The 20,749-nt window shown below is 46.0% G+C and carries 15 protein-coding genes; 5 read left to right on the forward strand and 10 right to left on the reverse strand.

The features are described from left to right. Nucleotides 1-293 precede the first annotated feature (293 nt). On the forward strand, nt 294-1,796 hold the full coding sequence (locus A4R26_RS04185; RefSeq protein WP_081160939.1) for a recombinase family protein: 1,503 nt from the start codon (nt 294-296) through the stop codon (nt 1,794-1,796). Here the strand turns inward: A4R26_RS04185 and A4R26_RS04190 are convergent. Together A4R26_RS04190 and A4R26_RS04195 are read right to left on the reverse strand one after the other, a co-directional pair. Then, on the reverse strand, nt 1,714-2,844 hold the full coding sequence (locus tag A4R26_RS04190; RefSeq protein ID WP_242674817.1) for a YifB family Mg chelatase-like AAA ATPase: 1,131 nt from the start codon (nt 2,842-2,844) through the stop codon (nt 1,714-1,716). The two genes, A4R26_RS04185 and A4R26_RS04190, sit on opposite strands and share 83 nt — an antisense overlap. Nucleotides 2,845-2,972: 128 nt before the next feature. Beyond that, complete coding sequence (locus A4R26_RS04195; protein WP_081160943.1) at nt 2,973-4,556, reverse strand: M1 family metallopeptidase; 1,584 nt, start codon at nt 4,554-4,556, stop codon at nt 2,973-2,975. A 210-nt stretch (nt 4,557-4,766) separates the two neighbouring features. Between A4R26_RS04195 and A4R26_RS04200 the strand changes: the two genes are divergently transcribed. Continuing rightward, a complete protein-coding gene (locus A4R26_RS04200) occupies nt 4,767-5,708 on the forward strand; it encodes a glycosyltransferase family 2 protein (protein WP_081160948.1) in 942 nt (313 codons plus the stop codon). A gap of 89 nt (nt 5,709-5,797) precedes the next feature. Here the strand turns inward: A4R26_RS04200 and A4R26_RS04205 are convergent, their stop codons facing one another. Then, entirely contained in the window at nt 5,798-7,111 is a 1,314-nt protein-coding gene (locus tag A4R26_RS04205; protein WP_081160951.1) for a MutS-related protein, read from the reverse strand. Between the two features lie 26 nt (nt 7,112-7,137). Next, on the reverse strand, nt 7,138-8,526 hold the full coding sequence (locus A4R26_RS04210; protein WP_081161272.1) for a dihydroorotase: 1,389 nt from the start codon (nt 8,524-8,526) through the stop codon (nt 7,138-7,140). A 33-nt stretch (nt 8,527-8,559) separates the two neighbouring features. Here A4R26_RS04210 and A4R26_RS04215 point away from each other — a divergent pair, with 33 nt between their 5' ends. Further along, nucleotides 8,560-10,260: a hypothetical protein gene (locus A4R26_RS04215; protein ID WP_081160956.1), complete on the forward strand. Its 1,701-nt coding sequence runs from the start codon at nt 8,560-8,562 to the stop codon at nt 10,258-10,260. Between the two features lie 324 nt (nt 10,261-10,584). Here the strand turns inward: A4R26_RS04215 and A4R26_RS04220 are convergent, their stop codons facing one another. Then, nucleotides 10,585-11,373 carry a LytTR family transcriptional regulator DNA-binding domain-containing protein gene (locus A4R26_RS04220; RefSeq protein WP_081160960.1) on the reverse strand — a complete coding sequence of 263 codons (789 nt, stop codon included), beginning with the start codon at nt 11,371-11,373 and terminating at the stop codon, nt 10,585-10,587. A gap of 5 nt (nt 11,374-11,378) precedes the next feature. Next, a complete protein-coding gene (locus tag A4R26_RS04225) occupies nt 11,379-13,181 on the reverse strand; it encodes a sensor histidine kinase (protein WP_133054537.1) in 1,803 nt (600 codons plus the stop codon). A gap of 348 nt (nt 13,182-13,529) precedes the next feature. Between A4R26_RS04225 and A4R26_RS04230 the strand changes: the two genes are divergently transcribed. Next, nucleotides 13,530-16,646, forward strand: coding sequence for a T9SS type A sorting domain-containing protein (locus tag A4R26_RS04230; protein WP_081160968.1), 3,117 nt, complete (start codon nt 13,530-13,532; stop codon nt 16,644-16,646). A 93-nt stretch (nt 16,647-16,739) separates the two neighbouring features. Here the strand turns inward: A4R26_RS04230 and A4R26_RS34760 are convergent, their stop codons facing one another. The 4 genes from A4R26_RS34760 to ubiE all read right to left on the reverse strand — a co-directional run bounded on the left by A4R26_RS34760 (nt 16,740) and on the right by ubiE (nt 19,851). Beyond that, nucleotides 16,740-16,910, reverse strand: coding sequence for a hypothetical protein (locus tag A4R26_RS34760; protein ID WP_165760142.1), 171 nt, complete (start codon nt 16,908-16,910; stop codon nt 16,740-16,742). Between the two features lie 134 nt (nt 16,911-17,044). Beyond that, nucleotides 17,045-18,274 carry a c-type cytochrome gene (locus A4R26_RS04235; RefSeq protein ID WP_081160972.1) on the reverse strand — a complete coding sequence of 410 codons (1,230 nt, stop codon included), beginning with the start codon at nt 18,272-18,274 and terminating at the stop codon, nt 17,045-17,047. Nucleotides 18,275-18,385: 111 nt separating this feature from the next. Next, on the reverse strand, nt 18,386-19,135 hold the full coding sequence (porT, locus tag A4R26_RS04240) for a type IX secretion/gliding motility protein PorT/SprT (RefSeq protein WP_081160975.1): 750 nt from the start codon (nt 19,133-19,135) through the stop codon (nt 18,386-18,388). Next, the gene (gene ubiE, locus A4R26_RS04245) at nt 19,099-19,851 is read right to left on the reverse strand and encodes a bifunctional demethylmenaquinone methyltransferase/2-methoxy-6-polyprenyl-1,4-benzoquinol methylase UbiE (RefSeq protein WP_081160979.1); all 753 of its coding nucleotides are present in this window, start codon (nt 19,849-19,851) and stop codon (nt 19,099-19,101) included. Before ubiE ends, porT begins: the two co-directional genes overlap by 37 nt. 215 nt (nt 19,852-20,066) lie before the next feature. On the opposite strand from ubiE, the gene yihA reads away from it, so the two are divergent. After that, nucleotides 20,067-20,717: a ribosome biogenesis GTP-binding protein YihA/YsxC gene (gene yihA, locus A4R26_RS04250; protein WP_081160982.1), complete on the forward strand. Its 651-nt coding sequence runs from the start codon at nt 20,067-20,069 to the stop codon at nt 20,715-20,717. Nucleotides 20,718-20,749 lie beyond the last annotated feature (32 nt).

The raw sequence follows: 20,749 nt of genomic DNA on the forward strand, positions 1-20,749 counted from the left end.
TAGCAAGAAATTAGAGGATAAATAAGCGCCTTAAAGGGCGTGAAAAAGCCTTGTTTGATAAGGCTTTTTATGCTGTTCAATAGGAATGGGTGTTTTTCCCTTATTCTTTTTTTGTACATTTCTGGCGCCTGCAATACTTCGCGAAGAACATGCTGATTCAATGGCGATACCTATCCTAAAGTGGCAATTTCTTCTCTCTTATTTTCCGACCCGTCCTTGTGTCTCAATGAAGTAAATATTCACCGGTAGCGTCAAAGGCTATCGGCTTCTTTTAAAACTTAAAAACAGAAAGCGTGGAAAGCAAAAAATCAGTTGGCATCTGGATTCGGGTAAGTACCGAAGACCAGGCGCAAGGCGAATCGCCGCAGCACCACGAGCAGCGCGCACGATGGTATTGCGAAGCAAAGGGCTGGACGGTCGCCACCGTGTACCACCTCGAAGCGGTATCGGGCAAATCAGTCATGGAGCATCCGGAAGCGAAGCGGATGCAGAAAGACATTAAGGAAGGGTTCATTACCGGCCTCGTTTTTTCGAAGCTCGCCCGCCTTGCCCGCAGCACCAAAGAGCTGCTTGCGTTTTCGGAATACTTTCAGGAACACAACGCAGACCTCATATCCCTCCAAGAATCTATTGACACAAGCACCCCTGCCGGCCGCCTGTTCTACACAATCATTGCCGCGATGGCGCAATGGGAGCGGGAAGAAATAGCGAGCCGCGTTGCGGCCTCTGTTCCGGTTCGGGCAAAAATGGGCAAAACCCTGGGCGGTACCGCGCAATATGGATACCGATGGGAAGGGGAGAAGAATGCGAAGCGGCTGGTCATCCATGAGGAAGAAGCGGCTGTTCGCCGCCTCATGTTCGAGATTTTCCTGCAATGCAAGCGCAAAAAGACCACCGCGAAGGAGCTGAACAAGCGCGGCTTGCTAACCCGCAACGGGTCGAAGTGGACCGACAATTCGGTAGACCGATTGCTCCGCGACCCGATGGCGAAGGGAATGCGCCGCGCGAACTACACCAAAAGCACAGGCAACAAGAAGCACTGGGAGCTGAAACCGCAGGACGAGTGGGTATTCGTCGATTGTCCCGCCATAGTTTCGGAAGACATTTGGGACAAGTGCAACAACTACCTGAACGCCCAGGCGCAGAACCGCAAGCCGCTGGGCAGGAAAACAATCTTCCTCCTTGCCGGTTTCGTAACCTGTCATTGCGGCCGGAAAATGTACATATACCACAATCACCCCGTCTACAGCTGCCGTCAGTGCAAAAATCGGGTTCCGATGGATGTCGTCGACAATGCGTTCCACCAGATGCTTGAAGAGTACCTGTTGACCGACGGCGATGTGGCAAAGTACCTTGCCCAGTCCGAACGGCTCATGGCCGAAAAGCAGGCATTGCTTGCGAATTCGCTGGCAGAATCCAAAAAGCTGAAACGGCAGATGGAAGACTTGGAAGACATGCGGCTGAAGCGGGAAATAACTTCAGACCGGTTTTTGGTGCGCTACAAGCCCATCGAAGAGCAGGTTGCCGGCCTGGACACTACCATTGCCGAGCTGGAAGCGGCCATCGCCTCGATTAACGTTCAGCGGATGTCATCGGATCTCGTCATGCAGGAAGCCAAAAAGCTCCATGAGCAGTGGCCGACCCTTCAGTTCGAGCAGCGGCGGACTATCGTCGAAACGATCACCGAATCCATTGTGGTTGAGAAAGATGAAGTTACGGTCTGCTTTTCGCACCTCCCCGCACCCCACCTTTCAGAAAATGCCGGAACAAGGCGACGCGACTACAGGGGTTCATAGACGAGATCAACATAAAGCTGGCCGGGAAATCAATCGCCACTTTAGCCCGGCTGATGCTTACTCTGCGCTCTTCCATCGGTTGGCGCATCACTTCCAGCACACTTCGTTTAAATTCCGGCAATTCATCGAGGAACAGCACCCCATTATGCGCCAGCGAAATTTCACCGGGCTGCGGTATACCGCCGCCGCCAACCAACGCTACGTCGCTGATGGTATGATGCGGCGAGCGGAACGGTCTTCGTGCAATTAATGTGGCATGTGCCGGCAACTTTCCGGCTACTGAATGTATCTTGGTCGTTTCAAGCGCTTCTTTTAATGATAAAGGAGGAAGAATGGTGGGCAACCGTTTTGCCAGCATGGTTTTACCCGCGCCCGGCGGACCGATCAGGATCGCATTGTGACCACCGGCCGCAGCGATCTCCAATGCCCGTTTTATATTTTCCTGACCTTTCACTTCACTGAAATCGAACTCAAATTCTTCCTGGGCCTGGTAAAATTCATCCCGCGTATTCACTACCACCGGCTGTATGCTTTGTTCATCGTTCATAAAACTGATAAGCTCGGTAAGATGCCCGATACCATATACCGGCAGGGCGTTCACCATGCCTGCTTCACGACAGTTTTGTTTGGGAACGATGAGGCCTTTGAAGCCTTCTTTACGGGCGGTAATGGCAATAGGCAACGCACCTTTTATGGGATGAACCGTTCCATCGAGGTTGAGTTCGCCCATGATCATGTAATCCTTTAATTTCCCGGGTTCGTTCAGTTGATTATTGGCTGCAAGAATGCCAATGGCAATGGCGAGGTCGAAGGAGGAACCGCTTTTCTTTATATCGGCCGGCGCTAAATTGATAACCAGCTTGGTGCGCGGCATCTGGTAACCTATTGTCTTTATGGCGCTTTCAACCCGTTGCAGACTTTCTTTCACGGCGTTATCGGGCAGGCCTACGATGTAGTAGTGAATATTGCCCGGCATTACATTTACCTCAACCGTAATGGTTATGGCTTCCACACCATATACGGCGCTTCCATACGTTTTGACAAGCATGAATAAAGTTTATGGTTATCCCGCGCATACACGGAATGGAAAGATAATGAAAAATCTTTATCTGAGTGGCGGGCCGGCAGTGACCCTTTTGAGGATTGTAATGTGTATATTGGTGCTGATGGCTGTACTTACTTCTTCTCCTTCACACTGCCTTCATACAACAGATTTACCTGCGGATCGGCAATAAGTGTTACGGGCTTATTTGAAACGGGAATTGAAATTTGGGTTTCACGCCCGGTTATTGCTGTAAGATGTTTTTTGTTGTCAACCTGCAGTTCAAGCGGGAATATAAATACCGGCGACTGCTGTTGTATAACAGTGATTGCTACCTTCTTTTTAGCGGCAATGTATCGCCAGCTTATTTCCAGTTTTGGATGGCCTGCGGTGAACAGCCATTGCTGAAAGAACGGTTTCAGATTTTTACCGGAAACTTCTTCCATTACTGTACACAGATCGTCCGTTACTGCATTTTTGCCGGCAAAGCGGTTGTAATAGGTTCGAATGCCCTGCCAGAATGTAGTGTCGCCCAACTGACGGCGTAACATGTGCAGTACCCAGCCGCCTTTTTGATAAGAATTGGCGTTCAGCAGCTCCATATAGTTGGTGACAGCGGAATCAACTACCGGGCGCAATTTTTTTGCTGCGAAATCGATAACCTGCTGGCGGTTCTTCGATAACATGTGCCGGGCTGTATCGTAACCATATTTGTTTTCGAAATACAGAATGGTCATATAAGTGGCAAATCCTTCACTTAACCACAGATGGCTCCAGTCGGCCTCTGTGGCCATATTGCCAAACCATTGATGCGCAATTTCATGCACCAGCAACGATTCGCTTTTGCGGGTACCGGTTATTGACGATTCATCGGAATAGAAGATAGCGCTGGCGTTTTCCATACCGCCAAACATGGTGGTTGATTCAACATTGGCCAGCTTTTTAAAAGCGTACGGACCAACATTTTTTATGAAGTAAGGCAGTATCTCCACGGCCAGTGCGTAATCATAAAATCCTTTGTCCTTTTCTTCAGGATATACCCAGCTCGATACGGGTATGTCATTAACCGTGCCTGCTTCCTGTATGGCAAAGTCGGCAACACCTATAACCATTATTTTGGTTGAGAGGGGAGTGGTTTCAGTATAGTGAGTAACCCTTTGCCGGCCCGCCAGCAGGGAATCGGCCGTTTTAATACCATTTGAAATTACCTGGTAATGGGCCGGGGCGGTTACAATAAAATCAAGGGGCGCTTTATCGGCAGGGTGATCTATACAGGGCAGCCAGTGGCGGGCGCGGTTCGGCCAGTTATCGGCAAAGAAAACGCGATGGCCATATTTGTTTTTGGTAATGATGAGCCCATTGCCGGGGATGCCTTCGTATGTGATCTCAAATTTTTTTCTGTCGCCACTTTTAACTGCGGCCGCAATGGTGAGCAGGTTATCGATGTGCGTAAAGGTGAGCGGTTTTCCATTTTCCGAAACCTGTATAACCGCCATGCCTTTGTGGTTATTATTTTTTGAAATAAGATCGAAGGTGATGGCCTGCGCATCTTTCATACATAACACCTCGATGGCTGCGTTCCCTTTTATTACATCGCTTGTATCGGTAAGTGCTATCGAAAATTCATAATGTTGAACATCTATGGGGGCGCCGGGTTTTTGAGCGAACAGATGGAGGCCGAAAAAGGAATGCAGGCTCAGTAGTAAAGTCCATTTCATGATCAGATATTTCTGGAAATGAAAATTACACATTTACCCCGTTGCGCCACAAAATTATATGGTTACAACTGAACCGCCGGAACGATAAAAATGCATTAATTCACGTAATTTATGGGCCGGGAAGCCAATATGCTCTTTTATCTTACACTAATGCTTAATTTGCGGGTCAATTATGCTTTGACCCGAAGGGTGATCGATTAATAATTAACAATGAAAATTGCAGTTTTAATTCCGTGCTATAATGAGGCTGTTACCATAGAAAAAGTGGTGAAGGATGTAAAGGCGCAGCTCCCTGAGGCTGCCGTTTATGTGTATGATAACAACTCAAAAGACGATACGGCCAAAAAAGCTGCTGCCAGTGGCGCCATTGTTGTAAATGAACCGCGCCAGGGAAAGGGCAATATGGTTCGGTCGATGTTTAAAGATATTGACGCCGATATATATGTTTTGATAGATGGAGATGATACCTGTCCTTTAACCTGCGTTCATGACCTCCTGAAGCCTGTGCTTGACAACGAAGCGGATATGGTGATCGGTGATAGGATGTCGAATGGAACTTATTCAAAGGAAAATAGCCGTGCAATGCATGGCTTTGGGAATAGCCTGGTAAAAAAACTGATCAATTTTCTTTTCGGTTCAAAGCTGGCAGATATCATGTCGGGTTACCGGGTGTTTAACCGGTATTATGTAAAAACCTTCCCGGTGCTGAGCAGGGGGAGTGAAATTGAAACCGAAATGACTATTTATGCCTTGCATAACAATTATAAAATAAAGGAAGTTCCTATTGAATACCGCGACAGGCCTTCGGGAAGTGTTTCAAAATTGAACACCTACTCCAATGGATTCAAAGTGCTTAAGATCGTTTTTTCATTGTTCAAGGATTATAAGCCGCTTATGTTTTTTGGAGTATGCGGTTTAATATGCGCTGTTATTGGTATTGCAGTTGGTATTCTTCCCATACTTGAATTTATAAATACCGGATATGTATATCGGGTTCCGAGTGCTATTTTAGCAGCTGCCCTTGAGATCATTGCCATTCTGTTGTTTGTCTGCGGATTGATCCTTGACAAAACGGTAAAACATCAGATAGCATTGGGAGAACAGTTGTCTACACTTTTTATGGTGTTGGACAAAAAGAAAGATGACCGGTAATGGATTGTAGTTGACGATGGCCTTCACCACGATAGCTTTCCACCTATAGCTGGTTCCGTTCCTGATGCATCGCGATTAATTCATTGATGTTATAATTTCTCCAGCAGATCAACCACTTTTTCTCTTTTTAATATAAGGTAGCCTAACCGGTCATTACTGATGCCTTCGCACAGCTGGTAACTGAATTCGAGTTGATCGTCTTTAACCGTGGTTTCAAAAAAGCGGAATGTAATATTGGGATATTGTTTCAGCTCTTCGCCTATTTCGTACAGGTGGGTTGAAAGTATGAACAGGGAGCTTTTTATCTTTATCAGTCCTTTAATTACGGTGGAAGAGCATTTCATAGCATCCTGCACGTTAGTGCCTTTGAAGAGTTCATCAATAAGCACCAGCCATTTGCGGCCATCATTGATCTTTATGATGGTATTCTTTATGCGTTGTACCTCATTGAAGAAATAGCTTTCACCTTTTATGATATTATCTACCACGTTGATGTTGCTCAACAGCCCGTCGAACAGGGTAAGGCGCATAGACCGGGCCGGTACGCCCATGCCCAAATGGGCAAGGAACACGGTGCTGCCTACCGCTTTAATGAAAGTACTTTTGCCGGCCATATTGGCGCCGGTAAGAAAGAGGAAATTATTATCCTGGTTTAACCGCACATCGTAGGGGGTGGGGGTGTGCAGCAGAATATGATATAGTTGTTGAGCATCGATAACCGGTTCTTCCTGGTTAATGAACTCTGGAAAACAAAGTCCCATTTTTTGTACGGCTACTGCCATGGAATACCATGCATCTATCCGGCTGTATATGGTTATAAGTTCGAATGCTGCATGTCTGAACTGATCCCTGATGTAACCGCCGTAATGTAACGTTTCTTTCCAACTGAATTCTTTGCCCCGTTCCCGTTCTCTCAACTGTATAAGGATGGGTTTGTTCATCAGGTCGGCGGCGCGGCGAAGGAAGGTGCGTATCATCAGGGGCGCATCCTCCTTATCGAGCAACTGCACCAGCCGGTTCATTCCTTTCATAAAATCGGAAAAATGCGAAATGGAATACCGTACCAGCGAGAAATCGCCTCCATTGAACAATTTATAAGTCAGGGCATGAACAACATTGGCGTTGGGAATGGCATCAACATTACTGTCATAGAACTTTTCTATCACCATCAATGTACCATTGCTGATCTCATTTGGCCATTGGTCAATATTGGCTATTATCGACTTCAGAACCTGCTGGGTATCCTGTATAGGTTTCAGGTCGCTGAAGGGATTGCTGAAATATTTTAACAGCCAGTCGCGCCCCTGCGAAGTGCGGGTAAAACAAAGCCGGTGAAAAATTGAAAATTCTTCCTCATGCTGAAATACAGACAGATCGTTATACGTGGTATTGTCCAGTTCCATGGATATTGCGCTATTGGTTTCGTAAGTTACCGATTAAATAATAATCGCTCTCCCTTATTAGATTCATTCCAATGCCCGTTTCCATAAACCAGGTTTCCGTTCACAAAAGTGTGGGTAATCGCCGCCGGGAAGGTGAACTGCTCCAACGGGCTCCAGCCGCATTTATACAATATGTTTTCTTTTGTGGCTGTGGTAGTTGCGTTCATATCAACGATCACCAGGTCGGCCTTATAACCTTCCCTTATATAGCCCCGGTCGGCTATCTGGTAGCAGGTGGCCACTGCATGGCTCATTTTTTCTACCACTTTTTCAATGGTGATGCGTCCTTCTTTTACATAATGCAGCATCAACAGCAGGCTGTGTTGAACAAGCGGCAGTCCGGCATGTGCTCTTTCATATGAGCCTTCGGTATTGGCCGGCAGTGTAAGCAAACCGGCTGCATTCCTTGCAACGCCTTTTTCTTCGAGCGTATGGGGCGCATGGTCTGTGGCGATCACATCCAGTCTGTCATCGAGCAGGGCCTGCCACAATGCTTCGCGGTTATGAGGCGCTTTAATGGCTGGGTTGCACTTTACCAGGTTGCCCAGGCGGCTGTAATCATTGCTGGTAAAATGCAGGTGGTGTACGCATACCTCGGCGGTAATATTTTTCTGGCCCAGCGGTTTCATGTTCGAGAAAAGGGCCAGCTCTTTTTCCGTGCTTATGTGCAGGATGTGCAGTCGGGTATTATACTTCTGGGCAAATTGTATGGCTGCCAGGGAACTTTCAAAACAACCATGCTCATCGCGGATCAATGGATGGTCTGATGGTTCCAGTACGCCTTTTTCTTTTTTTATTCTTTCAAAATTGGTCTTAATGATCTTCTCGTCTTCGCAATGGGTTGCAATAAGCACTTCACTTTCCTGGAATATCTTATCGAGCGTAAGGTAATTGTCGACCAGTAAGCCGCCGGTCGATGAGCCCATGAAGATCTTGATGCCGGCAATTTCGTTTTTACGCTTGTTCGTTTTCAGGGCCTCTCCGGCATTCTCATTGCTTGTACCCATGTAAAACGAATAATTGGCCAGTGCGCTGTTTGATGCAATGGTGTACTTATCTTCGAGTAGTTCGTGAGTAAATACCGGGGGCATGGTGTTGGGCATTTCCATAAACGAAGTAACGCCGCCGGCTACTGCTGCTTTTGATTCAGTATAAATGGTAGCTTTGTGGGTGAGGCCGGGCTCGCGGAAGTGAACCTGGTCGTCGATGGCGCCGGGTAATAAATGCAGGCCTTCGCCATTAATTTCAGTAACTAATATATCTGGTTGAATGCTACGATCTATCTTTTCAATGCGGCCGTTCTTTATCAATACATCCTTCACGGCCGTACCGCCTTCATTCACGACCATTATATTTTTTATCAGGTAATTTTGCATATCTTGAAAAAATAATATTTTTAAATACTGGCCATGCAATATATTATAAAAACCGTTGTCCCCTTATTGTTTTTATTAATTCCGTACGGGTTACTGGCGCAATCAACGTATTTACCGCAGGGCAGCAAACATCAGGCCCTGCTGAACCGGCTCGAAATTTTACTGCAAAAGAATGATGATCTCAACCTGACCACTGTAAAACCGTTCAGCCGGAAAATAGCGGTACGTATTGCAGAAACTGCTGATTCAATACAAAAAACCGGTGGCAATTTACTGTCGAGGGTCGATGAATACAATTTGCGAAGTTTACTGATGAATAATTCAGAGTGGGTGACCGGTACCGATACCAGCGATTTTTACAGCAAAAAAAGTATCTGGAACACTTTTTATAAAACAAAGGCCAATTTGCTGGAAGTAAATACAAAGGACTTTTTCTTCACTGTTAACCCCGTGCTTCAGCAACAGCTTTCTTTTGAAAGCGACGAACATTCAGATGACCGGCTTTTTTTAAATACCAAAGGATTGACGGTTCGCGGTCTCATTGCCAAAAAGGTCGGATTTTCTGCTTATATAACCGATAACCAGGAACGTGCCCCGCTTTTTGTACAGGATAGAATTATTCAATATAATGCCGTGCCCGGTTATGGATTTTATAAACCCTTCAAAAGAACAGCTACCGACTATATCGATGCCCGTGGTTCAATCAACTTCACTGCCGCCAGATATTTCGATTTTCAATTTGGGTACGATAAGAATTTCATTGGTAACGGCTACCGCAGTTTGTTCCTGAGCGATTTCAGCAACAGTTATTTGTTCCTGAAGATCAATACCCGCATCTGGAAGTTCAACTACATGAACCTGTTCACCGAGTTAACGCCGCAAACCATTCAGATAAATGCAGGTGATAAACTGCTCGATAAAAAATATACCTCCATGCATCATTTAAGCATGGATGTTACCAAATGGCTGAACATTGGCATTTTTGAAGCCGTTGTGTTCGACCGCAGGAATCATTTTGAATTCAGTTATCTGAACCCTGTTATTTTCCTGCGTTTGGCCGAACAGCAAAATGGCAGCGCCGATAACGCTTTTGTGGGTATCGATCTTAAAGCAAACGTGGCTAAGCGTTTTCAGTTTTATGGGCAACTGTTGCTCGATGAATTGAAGGTGAGTGAAATGAGATCGGGCAAAGGCTGGTGGGCCAATAAGTTCGGTATACAGGCTGGCGGTAAATACATCGATGCATTCAGTATAAGGAACCTCGATCTGCAGGGAGAAGTGAATCTGGTGCGGCCGTTTACCTATTCGCATTATGACAGTCTTGCCAATTACACGCATTACAACCAGCCAATGGCACATCCGCTGGGCGCCAATTTTGTAGAGGCCATTGGTATAGTAAGATATCAGCCGCATCCGAAATGGACAACCTCGGCACGGCTTATCGTATGGAAACAGGGGGTCGATACAGCCGGCACCAATTACGGGTCAAACGTGTTCAAGGTAAATACAACCCGCTCCGGCGATTATGGCTTTTCGTTACCAAGCGGCCCGGGGTCAACCGGTATAAATGCCCAGTTGCTGGTGTCATATGAAGTAAGGGAGAACCTGTTTCTCGAAGCTTCTGCATTGGTAAGGAACTTTAAACCGGGTATAGCCGAAGTGGGCAACAGGAACACCTCTGTTATAACAGCAGGGTTAAGAATGAATATGTTTAGAAGGGAATATGATTATTAAAGGCTCCCCCGGTGGGGAGGCGCTTTTCTTCTGGGTCAAAAAAAATGCAGGCGGCAAAAAATTGCCACCTGCTTTTTTTCATCGGTGATACACCGACCGGGTTTATAGGGTATCACCATTGGAACCACCTTTTTTTAGAACACCTGTTTACAAATCAGAACCCTGTTACAAAGGTTTAATAAACCCCGTTTATGTTGCCTTTTCCTTTTTTGACCACCTTGTTTAATAACGGGTGCTAAACTACGTTTTAAGCCGGCATTGTGGGTCCCGTTTGTATGTCAATGACCGGAATTTGTATGTGAATGTGCGGTATGGCGGGGTAGGCTATCTGAAGTCGAAATGTTTCAGGAACTCTTCCTTATAATTTCTTCCAATGGGCAGGTGCTGCTGGTTTATTTCAACTTCCTGTTCGTTAAATGATTGAATGGTATTGATGTTTACCGCATAGGAGCGATGGATGCGCACCAGCGGTTTATAATTGATCTTGTCGAGCAACTGGCTCAGTGAAAGGCGCAACAGGAACTTTTTATCGGTTGTGATAATGGACACGTAGTTGTTTTCCGCCTCAACATACAACAATTCGCACAGCTTCAACTTTACAAAGGCATAATTGCTTTTTACAAAAATATGATCGTTCATTCGAAGGATCATTTCGCGTTCAGGCGAGCCCGTGTTGCGGCTGCTGTCTTTGTCAAGCGGTATGATCTTGCCGGTGGTTTGTTGTTCGCGCGATACGGCAAAGTTGTTCACGGCAAGGTCAATGGCTATGCGTACGTTGGTGAGGTTATAAGGTTTCGATAAAAATGCCGAAGGATGCGTATGTTTTATGCGATCGATTGTGGCGGTATCGGTAAATGCGGTAAGATAAATGATGGGTACGGCTTTATGTTTCAGGATCTCTATGGCGGTATCGATGCCGTCTTTTTCGCCAATGATGTTCACATCCATCAATACAATATCCACTTCATTGTCATTGAACAATTGTTGGGCTTCTTCGGCATTGTCGGCAATGCCGGTTATGTTATACCCATCGCGCTCGAGGCCATTGGCAAGATCGAGCGCTACGATGCTTTCATCCTCTACTATCAGTATGTTTATTTTTTCAGCAGGCATAATTGTTATGCGGCGATTTTTGGGATCGTTATCGTGAATTGTGTGCCTTCGTTTACGGCCAGTGACTGCTGTGCCCTGAGCTGTTTACATAATGCGGTGATCAGTTGTTTGCCAAATGAATTCTTCTTTTGTTTCCATTGCTGTTCGTCAATGCCTATGCCATTGTCTTTAATGGAGCAAACCAGTTTCGCCTCTTCTTCTTTAAGCGTTATGCTGAGGGAAGGACGGTTTGTATTTGTATACGCATACTTCAGGGAATTGGTCACCAGTTCATTTATGATAAGCCCGATGGGCAATGCCTTGTCTATATCGAGCATTTCTTTATCTACTGCAATCTGCAGATCAAAATCATCGCGGTTATAACCATATGATGACACCAGCGATTCTGCCAGGTCGGTCAGGTATTCTTTCATATTTACGGCGGTGAGCGCATCGGTCTTGTACAGGCGCTGGTGAATAAAGCTCATGGCCTGTACCCGTTGCTGACTTTCTTTTAAAACCAGCACCGCTTCTTCATCCTGTACTTTATAGGTTTGCAGGCTGAGCAGGCTGCTAACGATCTGCAGGTTGTTCTTTACGCGGTGATGCAGTTCCTTCATCATTACTTCCAGCTTCTTCGACTGGGCAGTGATCTCCTGCCGTTGTTTTCTGATCCTGTGGTATAACCAACCCATAAAGGCGATCAGCAGGGCAAATATTCCCAAGGCCGATACCAGCAGCACGATCTGTTTGTTCTTCGCAAGGCTTTCGGTATGCAGGCGGCTGATCTCCGACTCTTTCTTGCGCGTTTCATATTTCGTTTGAAGGTCCATGACCTCGTTCGTTTTGGCCACATTGTTCAACGAGTCGTCGAGCATATCGGCCAGTTTATAGTAGTGCAGGGCTGAATCGAAACGGCCGGCTGCCGAGAAAACGTAGTACAGGGAGTTATACGCGTTGCGCACTCTCTCAGGCCGATCGAGCCGGCGCGAAGTTTCGAGCATTTTGCGCGCATACACCAGCGCCATATCATGCTGGTTCAGTTTTGTATACGCTAAAGAAATATTGCCATAGTTGAATGACAGGCTGCTGATATTGTTGTTCGCTTTGTTCTCCGCCTCGGCTTTGTATAAATACGCCAGCGCTTTTTTATAATCTTTCCAATACTCGTTATATACCTGGCTGATGTTGTTGTATAGTTTACTGATGCTTCTCCGGCCTTTGCCCGAGCGTTCTATCATTTCCACCGCTTTTGTATAAGCGGCAAAAGCGGTATCGTAATAGTGTTTTCGGCCATTTGTTTTGCCAATGTCCCTGTACAGGATGCCGCACATGTTGAGGCTTTCTACCATACCCGCCGTATCATGAATACTATTGTACAGGTCATAGCCATGTTTGCTGTAAGCTATGCCTTTGTTGATATACTCCAGGGTTTTGGAGTCGCCGCCCATATCCTTATATACCTGGGCAATATCGAGGTAATTATCGCCGGCGGCCGCATTGTTATGCAACGCTTCGTAAATTTTAATGCCGTGTTGCAGTTTATTTACCGCGGCGGTATAATCGCCCTTTATACGGTAGCAGGCAGCCTGGTGCGCTTCAGCGTCGGCTTCACCTTTACGGTAGGAGATCTTTTTTGCAAGCTGCAGTGCGCGGGACGAATAATGGTCGATTGAATCGGTACTGGTTTGGTAAAATGTAGATGCAAGGCTGTTAAGCAGTTTCACTTTGTTTGAATCGTCGGGTAGCGCTATGGCAAGCTGTTTACGAAGGCTGTCCTGTTTTACTGAACGGTTTTGCCCATAGGCAGTAGACAAGCTACAATACAAAAGCAGGCTAACAGCGGTTAGATATGTTTGGCTATTGGTCAGGCAGAAAGGGTTTATGCGCAAATGTAATAGAAAACGCCAAGTATATGTGAATTAATGATAATCTGTTGTATTAAATATAGTTTAAAAGTGAACAGGCCTGCTACTCATCGACAAAGGCAAACACCGGTATCAGGGTCTTAAAACACCTGTTACCCAAAGCACTTCACCGGTTTTTGATTTTCAGCTTATTAAGAAGTCATATGTACTGGTATACAGATTTCTATTTAATCCTGTATTAATGACGTTTAATGAAGGAATATTTTACAGGAAAATACGCTTGGTAGTTAACCGATAACCATCTAATTTATGAAGCATTTTCTTCTCTTTTTACTTTTCTGTTTTTGTATCGGCGGCGCAATGGCCCAATCGCCAGGTATCATTGTTCGTCCTGCTGCAGGCATTGGTGTTACACCACTTAATCCGAATGGCGATGGTTTTTCCTCAGCCACTACCAGTGGTTTTGTAAGCAGCGACATTACCGAGAGTGAGATCCCCTATAAAATCATTCCGCCGGCAATTATTGAACCTACTTCCGATCTGATGCGCGGTCCTTCCGAGTTGTACAGCGATCTGGTTCGACAGGTTGATGGCAGTGGGTTGTATGTTTATAATGATGGCACCAACCTGTTGCTGCGTTTGCGGGTGGGCAGTATCATGAGCGGTTCAAAAGGTTACAGTGTTTTGATCGATACAGATGGCAAAATGGGAAATACCGGCGCGAATGCCGATCCTAATTACCAGGCAGCTACAACAGGAGTGAACGGTAACCCGGGTTTTGAACTGGAAATTGTGCTGGAAACGAATTTCCGGGTGGCTGTATATAATGTCGATGGCACCAGTTCCCCAACGCTTATCAATAGCTACGGCATCAATACCAATTCTCAGATCTCGGTAGCGCTGTCAACGGTTTCATCAACGCCCGATTACTTATACGATTTCTATGTGCCCATGAGCGTATTGGGTATTACCACCTCCACGCCTTTGCGCATGACCGCCACAACGGTGATGGCGCCGGCTGCCGCTATTGGCGGGCCTAAATCAGATATATACGGAGTGAACGACGCTACGTATAACGATCCCATGAAAAGCTGGGAAGTAGCAATAAATAACACGCCTTCTTTTACTTTGGCAAACGTTGCCGGCGGTGGCAGCGGGGTAGGAGCGGCCTGTACGGCAGCACCTGTCCTTAACGGCGGTATTCAGGCGGGCAGCGGTATTGATGTTACCGGTACCTGGACGGTCCTCGATGTGTCAAAACCTGCCACGGCAACCATTACCCTGTATAAAAATGCCGGTACAGTAGTGGGTACCACCACGGCTACATCGGGTAATACCTGGAGCATTACCGGGGTTACCATAAACAACGGTGATGTATTGTATGCAAAGGCGCAGGCAACCGGTGAATCGATGTGTTTACAATCGAACAGCGTGCAGGCGGTAAGTTGTTCGCCTGCCAACACTACAGCAACAACCGGCCTGGCCATTAGCTGTCTTACCCGCAAAGGATTAAGCGGTACGAGACCGGCGAACGCCTCGGTAAGGTTATATTCAGTGGCCACTACCGGATTTACATTGATAGGCGATGACAATTCTACTACCTATAGAATTACATATCCCACTTCAACTACCTGGAATTATGATGGCGCCAATGGCGGCGGTTCAGACCCCTGTACCAGCGCCAGCAATGATATCACTGATGGTAGCTACGCTATTACGGCGCAGGAAACCAGTAAGTGTGAAAGCGGACCGGTATTTGGTTGCCTCACGCTTACAGCGGCCAGTACACCCACCATAACGCAAACAAATTTGTATACCAGTTCAACAACAGTTTCAGGCAGTGTGGCCAGTGGCAGTGGTGCAACTGTACGGTTATATTTCAATGGAAAATTAAAAACAACCGCTACCGCCGATGGATCGGGCAACTACAGTTTCAACAGCCTGGTATTATCGGTAAGTGATGTGGTTGATGTAGTAGCCCAGGCAAGCGGTGGTTGTGTAAGTGCTGCTGCCACCCGCACGGTTGCCTGTTTCACCGCACCTCCGGTTATTACAACCGATAATAATAGTAACCTGTCGGCCGGCGCTACTGCCATTACCGGAAAATCGGGTGAGCCCGCCGGCACGGTAGTAACGGTGTATGATAACGGCGTTAGCATTGGTACCACTACGGTACAATCGGGCGGAACCTGGAGCCTGACACATACAGTGGTGGCCGGCAAAACTTATACTGCTACCCAAAAAAATGGCACCTGTGCGGCAAGTACAGCCTCATCAGCTGCAACTTCATTGGCTGCAACAACTGTATGCCCTGCCATCACAGGTTCATATACGGCCGGCGCCACTTCGGTAACCGGTACTTTGCCTGGTGCATTTACCGGTACTATCCGATTATATCTCGATAATATCAATATTGGCTCAACCAGCGTAAGCAGCGCCGCTACCTGGACCATCTCGGGCCTGAACTCAACTTACAGCAATACTTTATATGCAGGCGGCGTATTAACAGTTACCGCGCAGGCAACCGGTGCTGCGGAAAGAACCGGTTGCGCTTCAAGTGTAACACTGAGTTGCGCTACGCCCACAACGCCGGTCATCGATCCTACGTCATCAACTATTCAAACCGGGCAAACCGTTACCTACAATATCAACACAACGCAATCGGGCATTATATATTCGGTAACTGATGCCACAACCGGTATTACGAATTATGCGGTATCGAAGTGGGGAACAGGCGGCGGTTTGTCGCTACCCACCAATGTATTTAATTCAGTGGGTACCTATAACTTACTGATAAAAGCGGTTTCGTTATCGGGACCCGGTTGTTTGTCAAGTGCGGCAGCTTCCATTACGGTAAGCAGTGTACTACCGGTTACTTTAACTTATTTCACCGGTAAATATGAAAACGGTCGGTCGCTGCTGAACTGGGAAACGGCAATGGAAGAACATGTCGATCATTTTGCGATAGAGCGCAGCGACGATGGCCGCCAGTTTACTGAGGCAGGGACTGTAAAAGCAACCGGCAATAGTAACTGGCGTATTAAATATGCTTTTGCCGATAGCAAACCGGTGAACGGCGCTGTGTGGTATCGTCTGCGCACGGTTGACCTCGATGGTGCCTCCCGTTATAGCAATGTAATACGGCTTACCAATACAGCCAGCCATGTGGAGGTATTGTCGGTAACGCCCAATCCGTTTGAAAACGTGGTGCGTGTGCAGGTATATGCCGACAAAGGTTTACCAACATCGGTACGTTTGGTTGATATGACCGGCCGTGAAATGTATACAGTGAAAAGCATTCTTTCAACAGGGAATAATACTATCTCGCTGAACCCTTCCGCTTCGCTGGCAAAAGGTGTGTACGTGTTGCAGGTGATAGCCGGTAGTGAAGTAGTGTGGAGTCAGAGAATTCAAAAAGCTAAGTAAAGGATCAGGAATTGAAGGTTAAAAAAGCGAGGCTGTTCATTCAGCCTCGCTTTAATATTTTAATGGTATGTCAATCGGGTTGAGCTGTACTGCCTATTTTGCCATCTCGTACACATATTCACTGCGCTGCGGCGGCAGCGGCGTAAAACAATCGCAATCACAATTCTTTGGTTTTAGCTGTTCAGCCTTTTCCAGTTCCCTGATGCTTTTTCTAAGCGATGCTGCATTTTTAGTGTCATTGGCTTTAATAGAGAGATCGCCCAATGGTAAGGCTTCAATTTGTTGTTCGAAAGCCTCTTTGCTTATAGTTGTAAGTTGAAGATCGAATACCTGTTTTTCGCTGGTTATAAATTCCTGTTTCCCGAAAATGATCTTATCATTTCGTTCTCCTATGGCAATTATGTAAGCTTTAGTGTTCTTCGGCAGTGGGATCTTGCCGTCAGTGGTAAAAAGCCATATGAACCTGTTTCATTTTCCAGAGAACCGCCCGATTCAAACACCTTCAATGAAGGTATAACTAAATACAGGTTCAATTTGTTTTCATCGGTTGACTTTATATGCACCGTGAGCTCGCCAGCTATTACTTCAACTTTGTTTCTTAACATCATGTCGATATTGTACCACCCAAATGCTTCAATGGTAAACTGGTAATACAATGATTCCTGATTATCGGGTGAAACTTTTTGAAGAGTGCCTGTAGTATCAGGGGAAGCTTCTTTTTTTTCTACCGCCAGATCAACCGTTTCTTTTTCAAGGCTAGCTTTTATTTGTTTCCATTTGCCAGCAACCTCATTATACAGCCTGCAGCTGTCATAACAGGCAGCCAAATTAATATCATAGTTGGGGTTTATGCGTTTATATTCATTCTCTATATAACCATGAATGGCATCGAGTTCTTCATCGGTTAAATTAGGGAAGGCGGTCATTACAACTCCTCCGTACTGATTCTTCAAACAAAGGAAATAGCTTTCGGTTTGCATTACTTTAGCAGGGTTTCGAATAAATTCGTACAGGTGGGCCTTGTCGCCTACCACAGGAAGCACTCGTGCCATTACGCCGCCCAATGCAGGGCCGGTAAAATGTTTATCAATGGCATGGCAGGCGGCGCAATTGTTCTGAAACATAATTTCTCCTTTAACCAAAGCAGCGAGCTGGGGGTTCTGGGGCAATGGCGTCGGCGCTGTCCAGTTAATAGTGCTATCGGCCTGCACTTCTCCTTTGAACAATTGCATACTCTTTTCAAGGTATGGAGTAGGAGTGGCTACAAAGATCTTTTGGGTTATACGTGCATTGTTTTTGCTTACAGCATTTATGTACATCATGCCGCCGCTGCTTAGGGGCTGGCCATCACTTTGGGTGGTTAAGCCGGCTTTTACAATATCCCGCATGCTGTAGGCTTCTTTTACTTCCAGCTTTACAATATTGTCATCAGCTGAGATCGCCTTTTTAGGAATACGGATCTGGGCTCCCTTTTGCGTTGTTAAAATGGTGTCTCTTGAAATATCAATAACAAAGGTTTCGGCAGGTAACCTACCGGTGTTGAGCAGTTTGTTTAGGGTGTTGTTGCCATGGTTACAGGCATAAATAACTGTCGCCAGCAGGCAAATAACAAGCAGGGGTTTTTTCATACATGAAGGGTTTGTAAAGACATTATAGTTGAAAGCGGTAAAGGCATACCTGTACCCTTACAATTTTGTCTGATCGCTTTTTCCTACGTTGCTGATTTATAAGCTGCTGCTTTACCCTTCAAATATAAGCGAGAACACGATCATGCGTGAGTTCAGCTTATCGATGGCGCTGGAGAACTTCAGGTTTTTATCGCGTGAATGTATATCGGAGAGCCCGTTACTGACCTTGATCTCGGGAGAAAGAATAAATACCGGGAAGTAAAAATTGAACCCGATACCTGCTTCTACCCCAAAATCATATTTTTTAAGTTTTACCAGGTCTTCCGCCTTACGGGCTGTTGAGTTGGAAGCGAGGTCATACTCGAACTTACCACCCCCAAACATATATACCCTGAAGTTGCCAATACGGTCGCTGCGGAATTTAACATGCACCGGAAGCCCCAGCAATATGCTTTCTACCCGTTTTGTCATAATTGCCTGTTCGTTCTTGCTGGCATCGGGATATTTGATATGATAGGTGAGATTTTTATACGCAAATAACAACTGTGGGAAAATGGCGCGTATTTCAAACCGGTTCGAAAGACGCAGGGTATGTATCCCCGCGAGGCCAAAACCGCCCACATTTTCCGGTTCAACTACCATTACGCTGTCGTTCGACAGAAAGGAGGGGTGCTGACTAACCTGGAACCGGGCATTATTATAAATAAGACCGATACCCAGATAATATTTTTTATCATCGTGGTCTGGAAGGTTTAACGCGTCGCGTAATTGAGCGTTTACCTGTTGTGAGGCGATCAATAGCATTAACCCTACTGCCCATCCAATTAACTGGCTTTTTTTCTGCCGCAATAAATTGTACATATTCCTAAACTCAGCCGTTTTAGTGATGTATTTGTAAACCCAACTTGTTGTAAAATATGTAGAAATGTTTCGCCTTCGGGAAATGCTTTTACTGATTGATTTAGATACTGATACGCGTCTTTGTTTTTTGAAAGCCATTGCCCCGCACGCGGCGCAATGATATTCATATACAAATTGTATAAACTTTTAAAACCCATTTTACGGGGCTTCGAAAATTCAAGTATAACTGCTTTACCACCAGGCTTTAGCACCCGAAACATCTCTGATAGCCCTTTTTCAAGGTTTTCGAAGTTGCGAACGCCAAAGGCAACGGTAATGGCATCAAACGTTGCATCGGGAAAGTTTATTGCCTCGCTATCTCCCTTTAACAATTCTATATCCTTAGATAGCAATAATTTATCTATTTTCTGCCGCCCCAAATTGAGCATTCCTTCCGAAATATCTATGCCAATTATTTTTTCGGGGCGAAGGTATTTCCATGTCATAATGGCCACATCGGCTGTTCCGGTGGCTACATCCAGCACCTGGCGGGGTTTTATTTCTTTAAGCTCGCTGATGGCGCGTTTTCGCCAGGAAACATCAATTCCGCCCGATAAAAACCGGTTCAGGAGGTCGTAACGAAAGGCGATCTTATCGAACATAGCCGCTACCTGCTCCTTTTTTGTTTGCTCCGAGTCGCTGAAAGGCACTATTTTATCGTGTGAATACTTAGCCATGGGGCGGCAAAGTTAACGGTTTCTGGTTTGTGGTTTGTTGTTTGTGGTTTGTAGTTTCCCGGTAATTTGCATGCTCTCAGGTTTAATTACCTGTAGCCATCCGATCTGCTGCTTTATATTTAATTTTTTGAGGCCCAAATTAATAGGTATGCTCAACGGTTGAGTATAACAACAAACGACAAACCATAAACCACAAACTAATTCTATCTTGCACTATGATCATTCAATCAGCCACCTACCTCATCAGCAGCCCCGATTATACGAAATGCCCAAAGGCCGACCGGCCCGAATATGCCTTTATCGGTCGCAGTAATGTGGGCAAATCATCCCTTATAAATATGCTGTGTGATAACCATAAGCTGGCAAAAACCTCTGGTTCGCCCGGAAAAACACAATTGATAAATCATTTTGACATAAAAAGCTTCGCCGGAAACACCGCTGCCGGCAAACCCGATGCCTGGTACCTGGTCGATCTGCCAGGATATGGCTTTGCCAAGGTTTCGCAAAACCAACGCAAACAATGGGAGAAAATGATCGAGAATTACCTGCGCAAGCGCGAAAACCTCATAAATATTTTTGTGCTCATCGACAGCCGCCATAGTCCCCAGCAACTGGATCTTGATTTTGTAAACCAGTTGGGCGAATGGGAAGTGCCGTTTTGCCTGGTATTTACAAAAGCCGATAAAGAAACGCAACGCGTAGTAGCCAAAAACGTAAAAGATTTCCTCGATGCCATGCGAAAAACCTGGCAGTTCCTGCCCCGGAATTTTGTGACCAGCGCTGAGAAAAAAATGGGGCGCGACAAAATGCTGCAGTTTATTGAAGCCTGTAACAATGAAGCTGCACAAGCCGGTAATAACGATTGATAACCTGTTTTAGATTTCCACCTGTGTGAGAA

The organism is Niastella populi, assembly GCF_002078015.1.
GTDB lineage: Bacteria > Bacteroidota > Bacteroidia > Chitinophagales > Chitinophagaceae > Niastella > Niastella populi.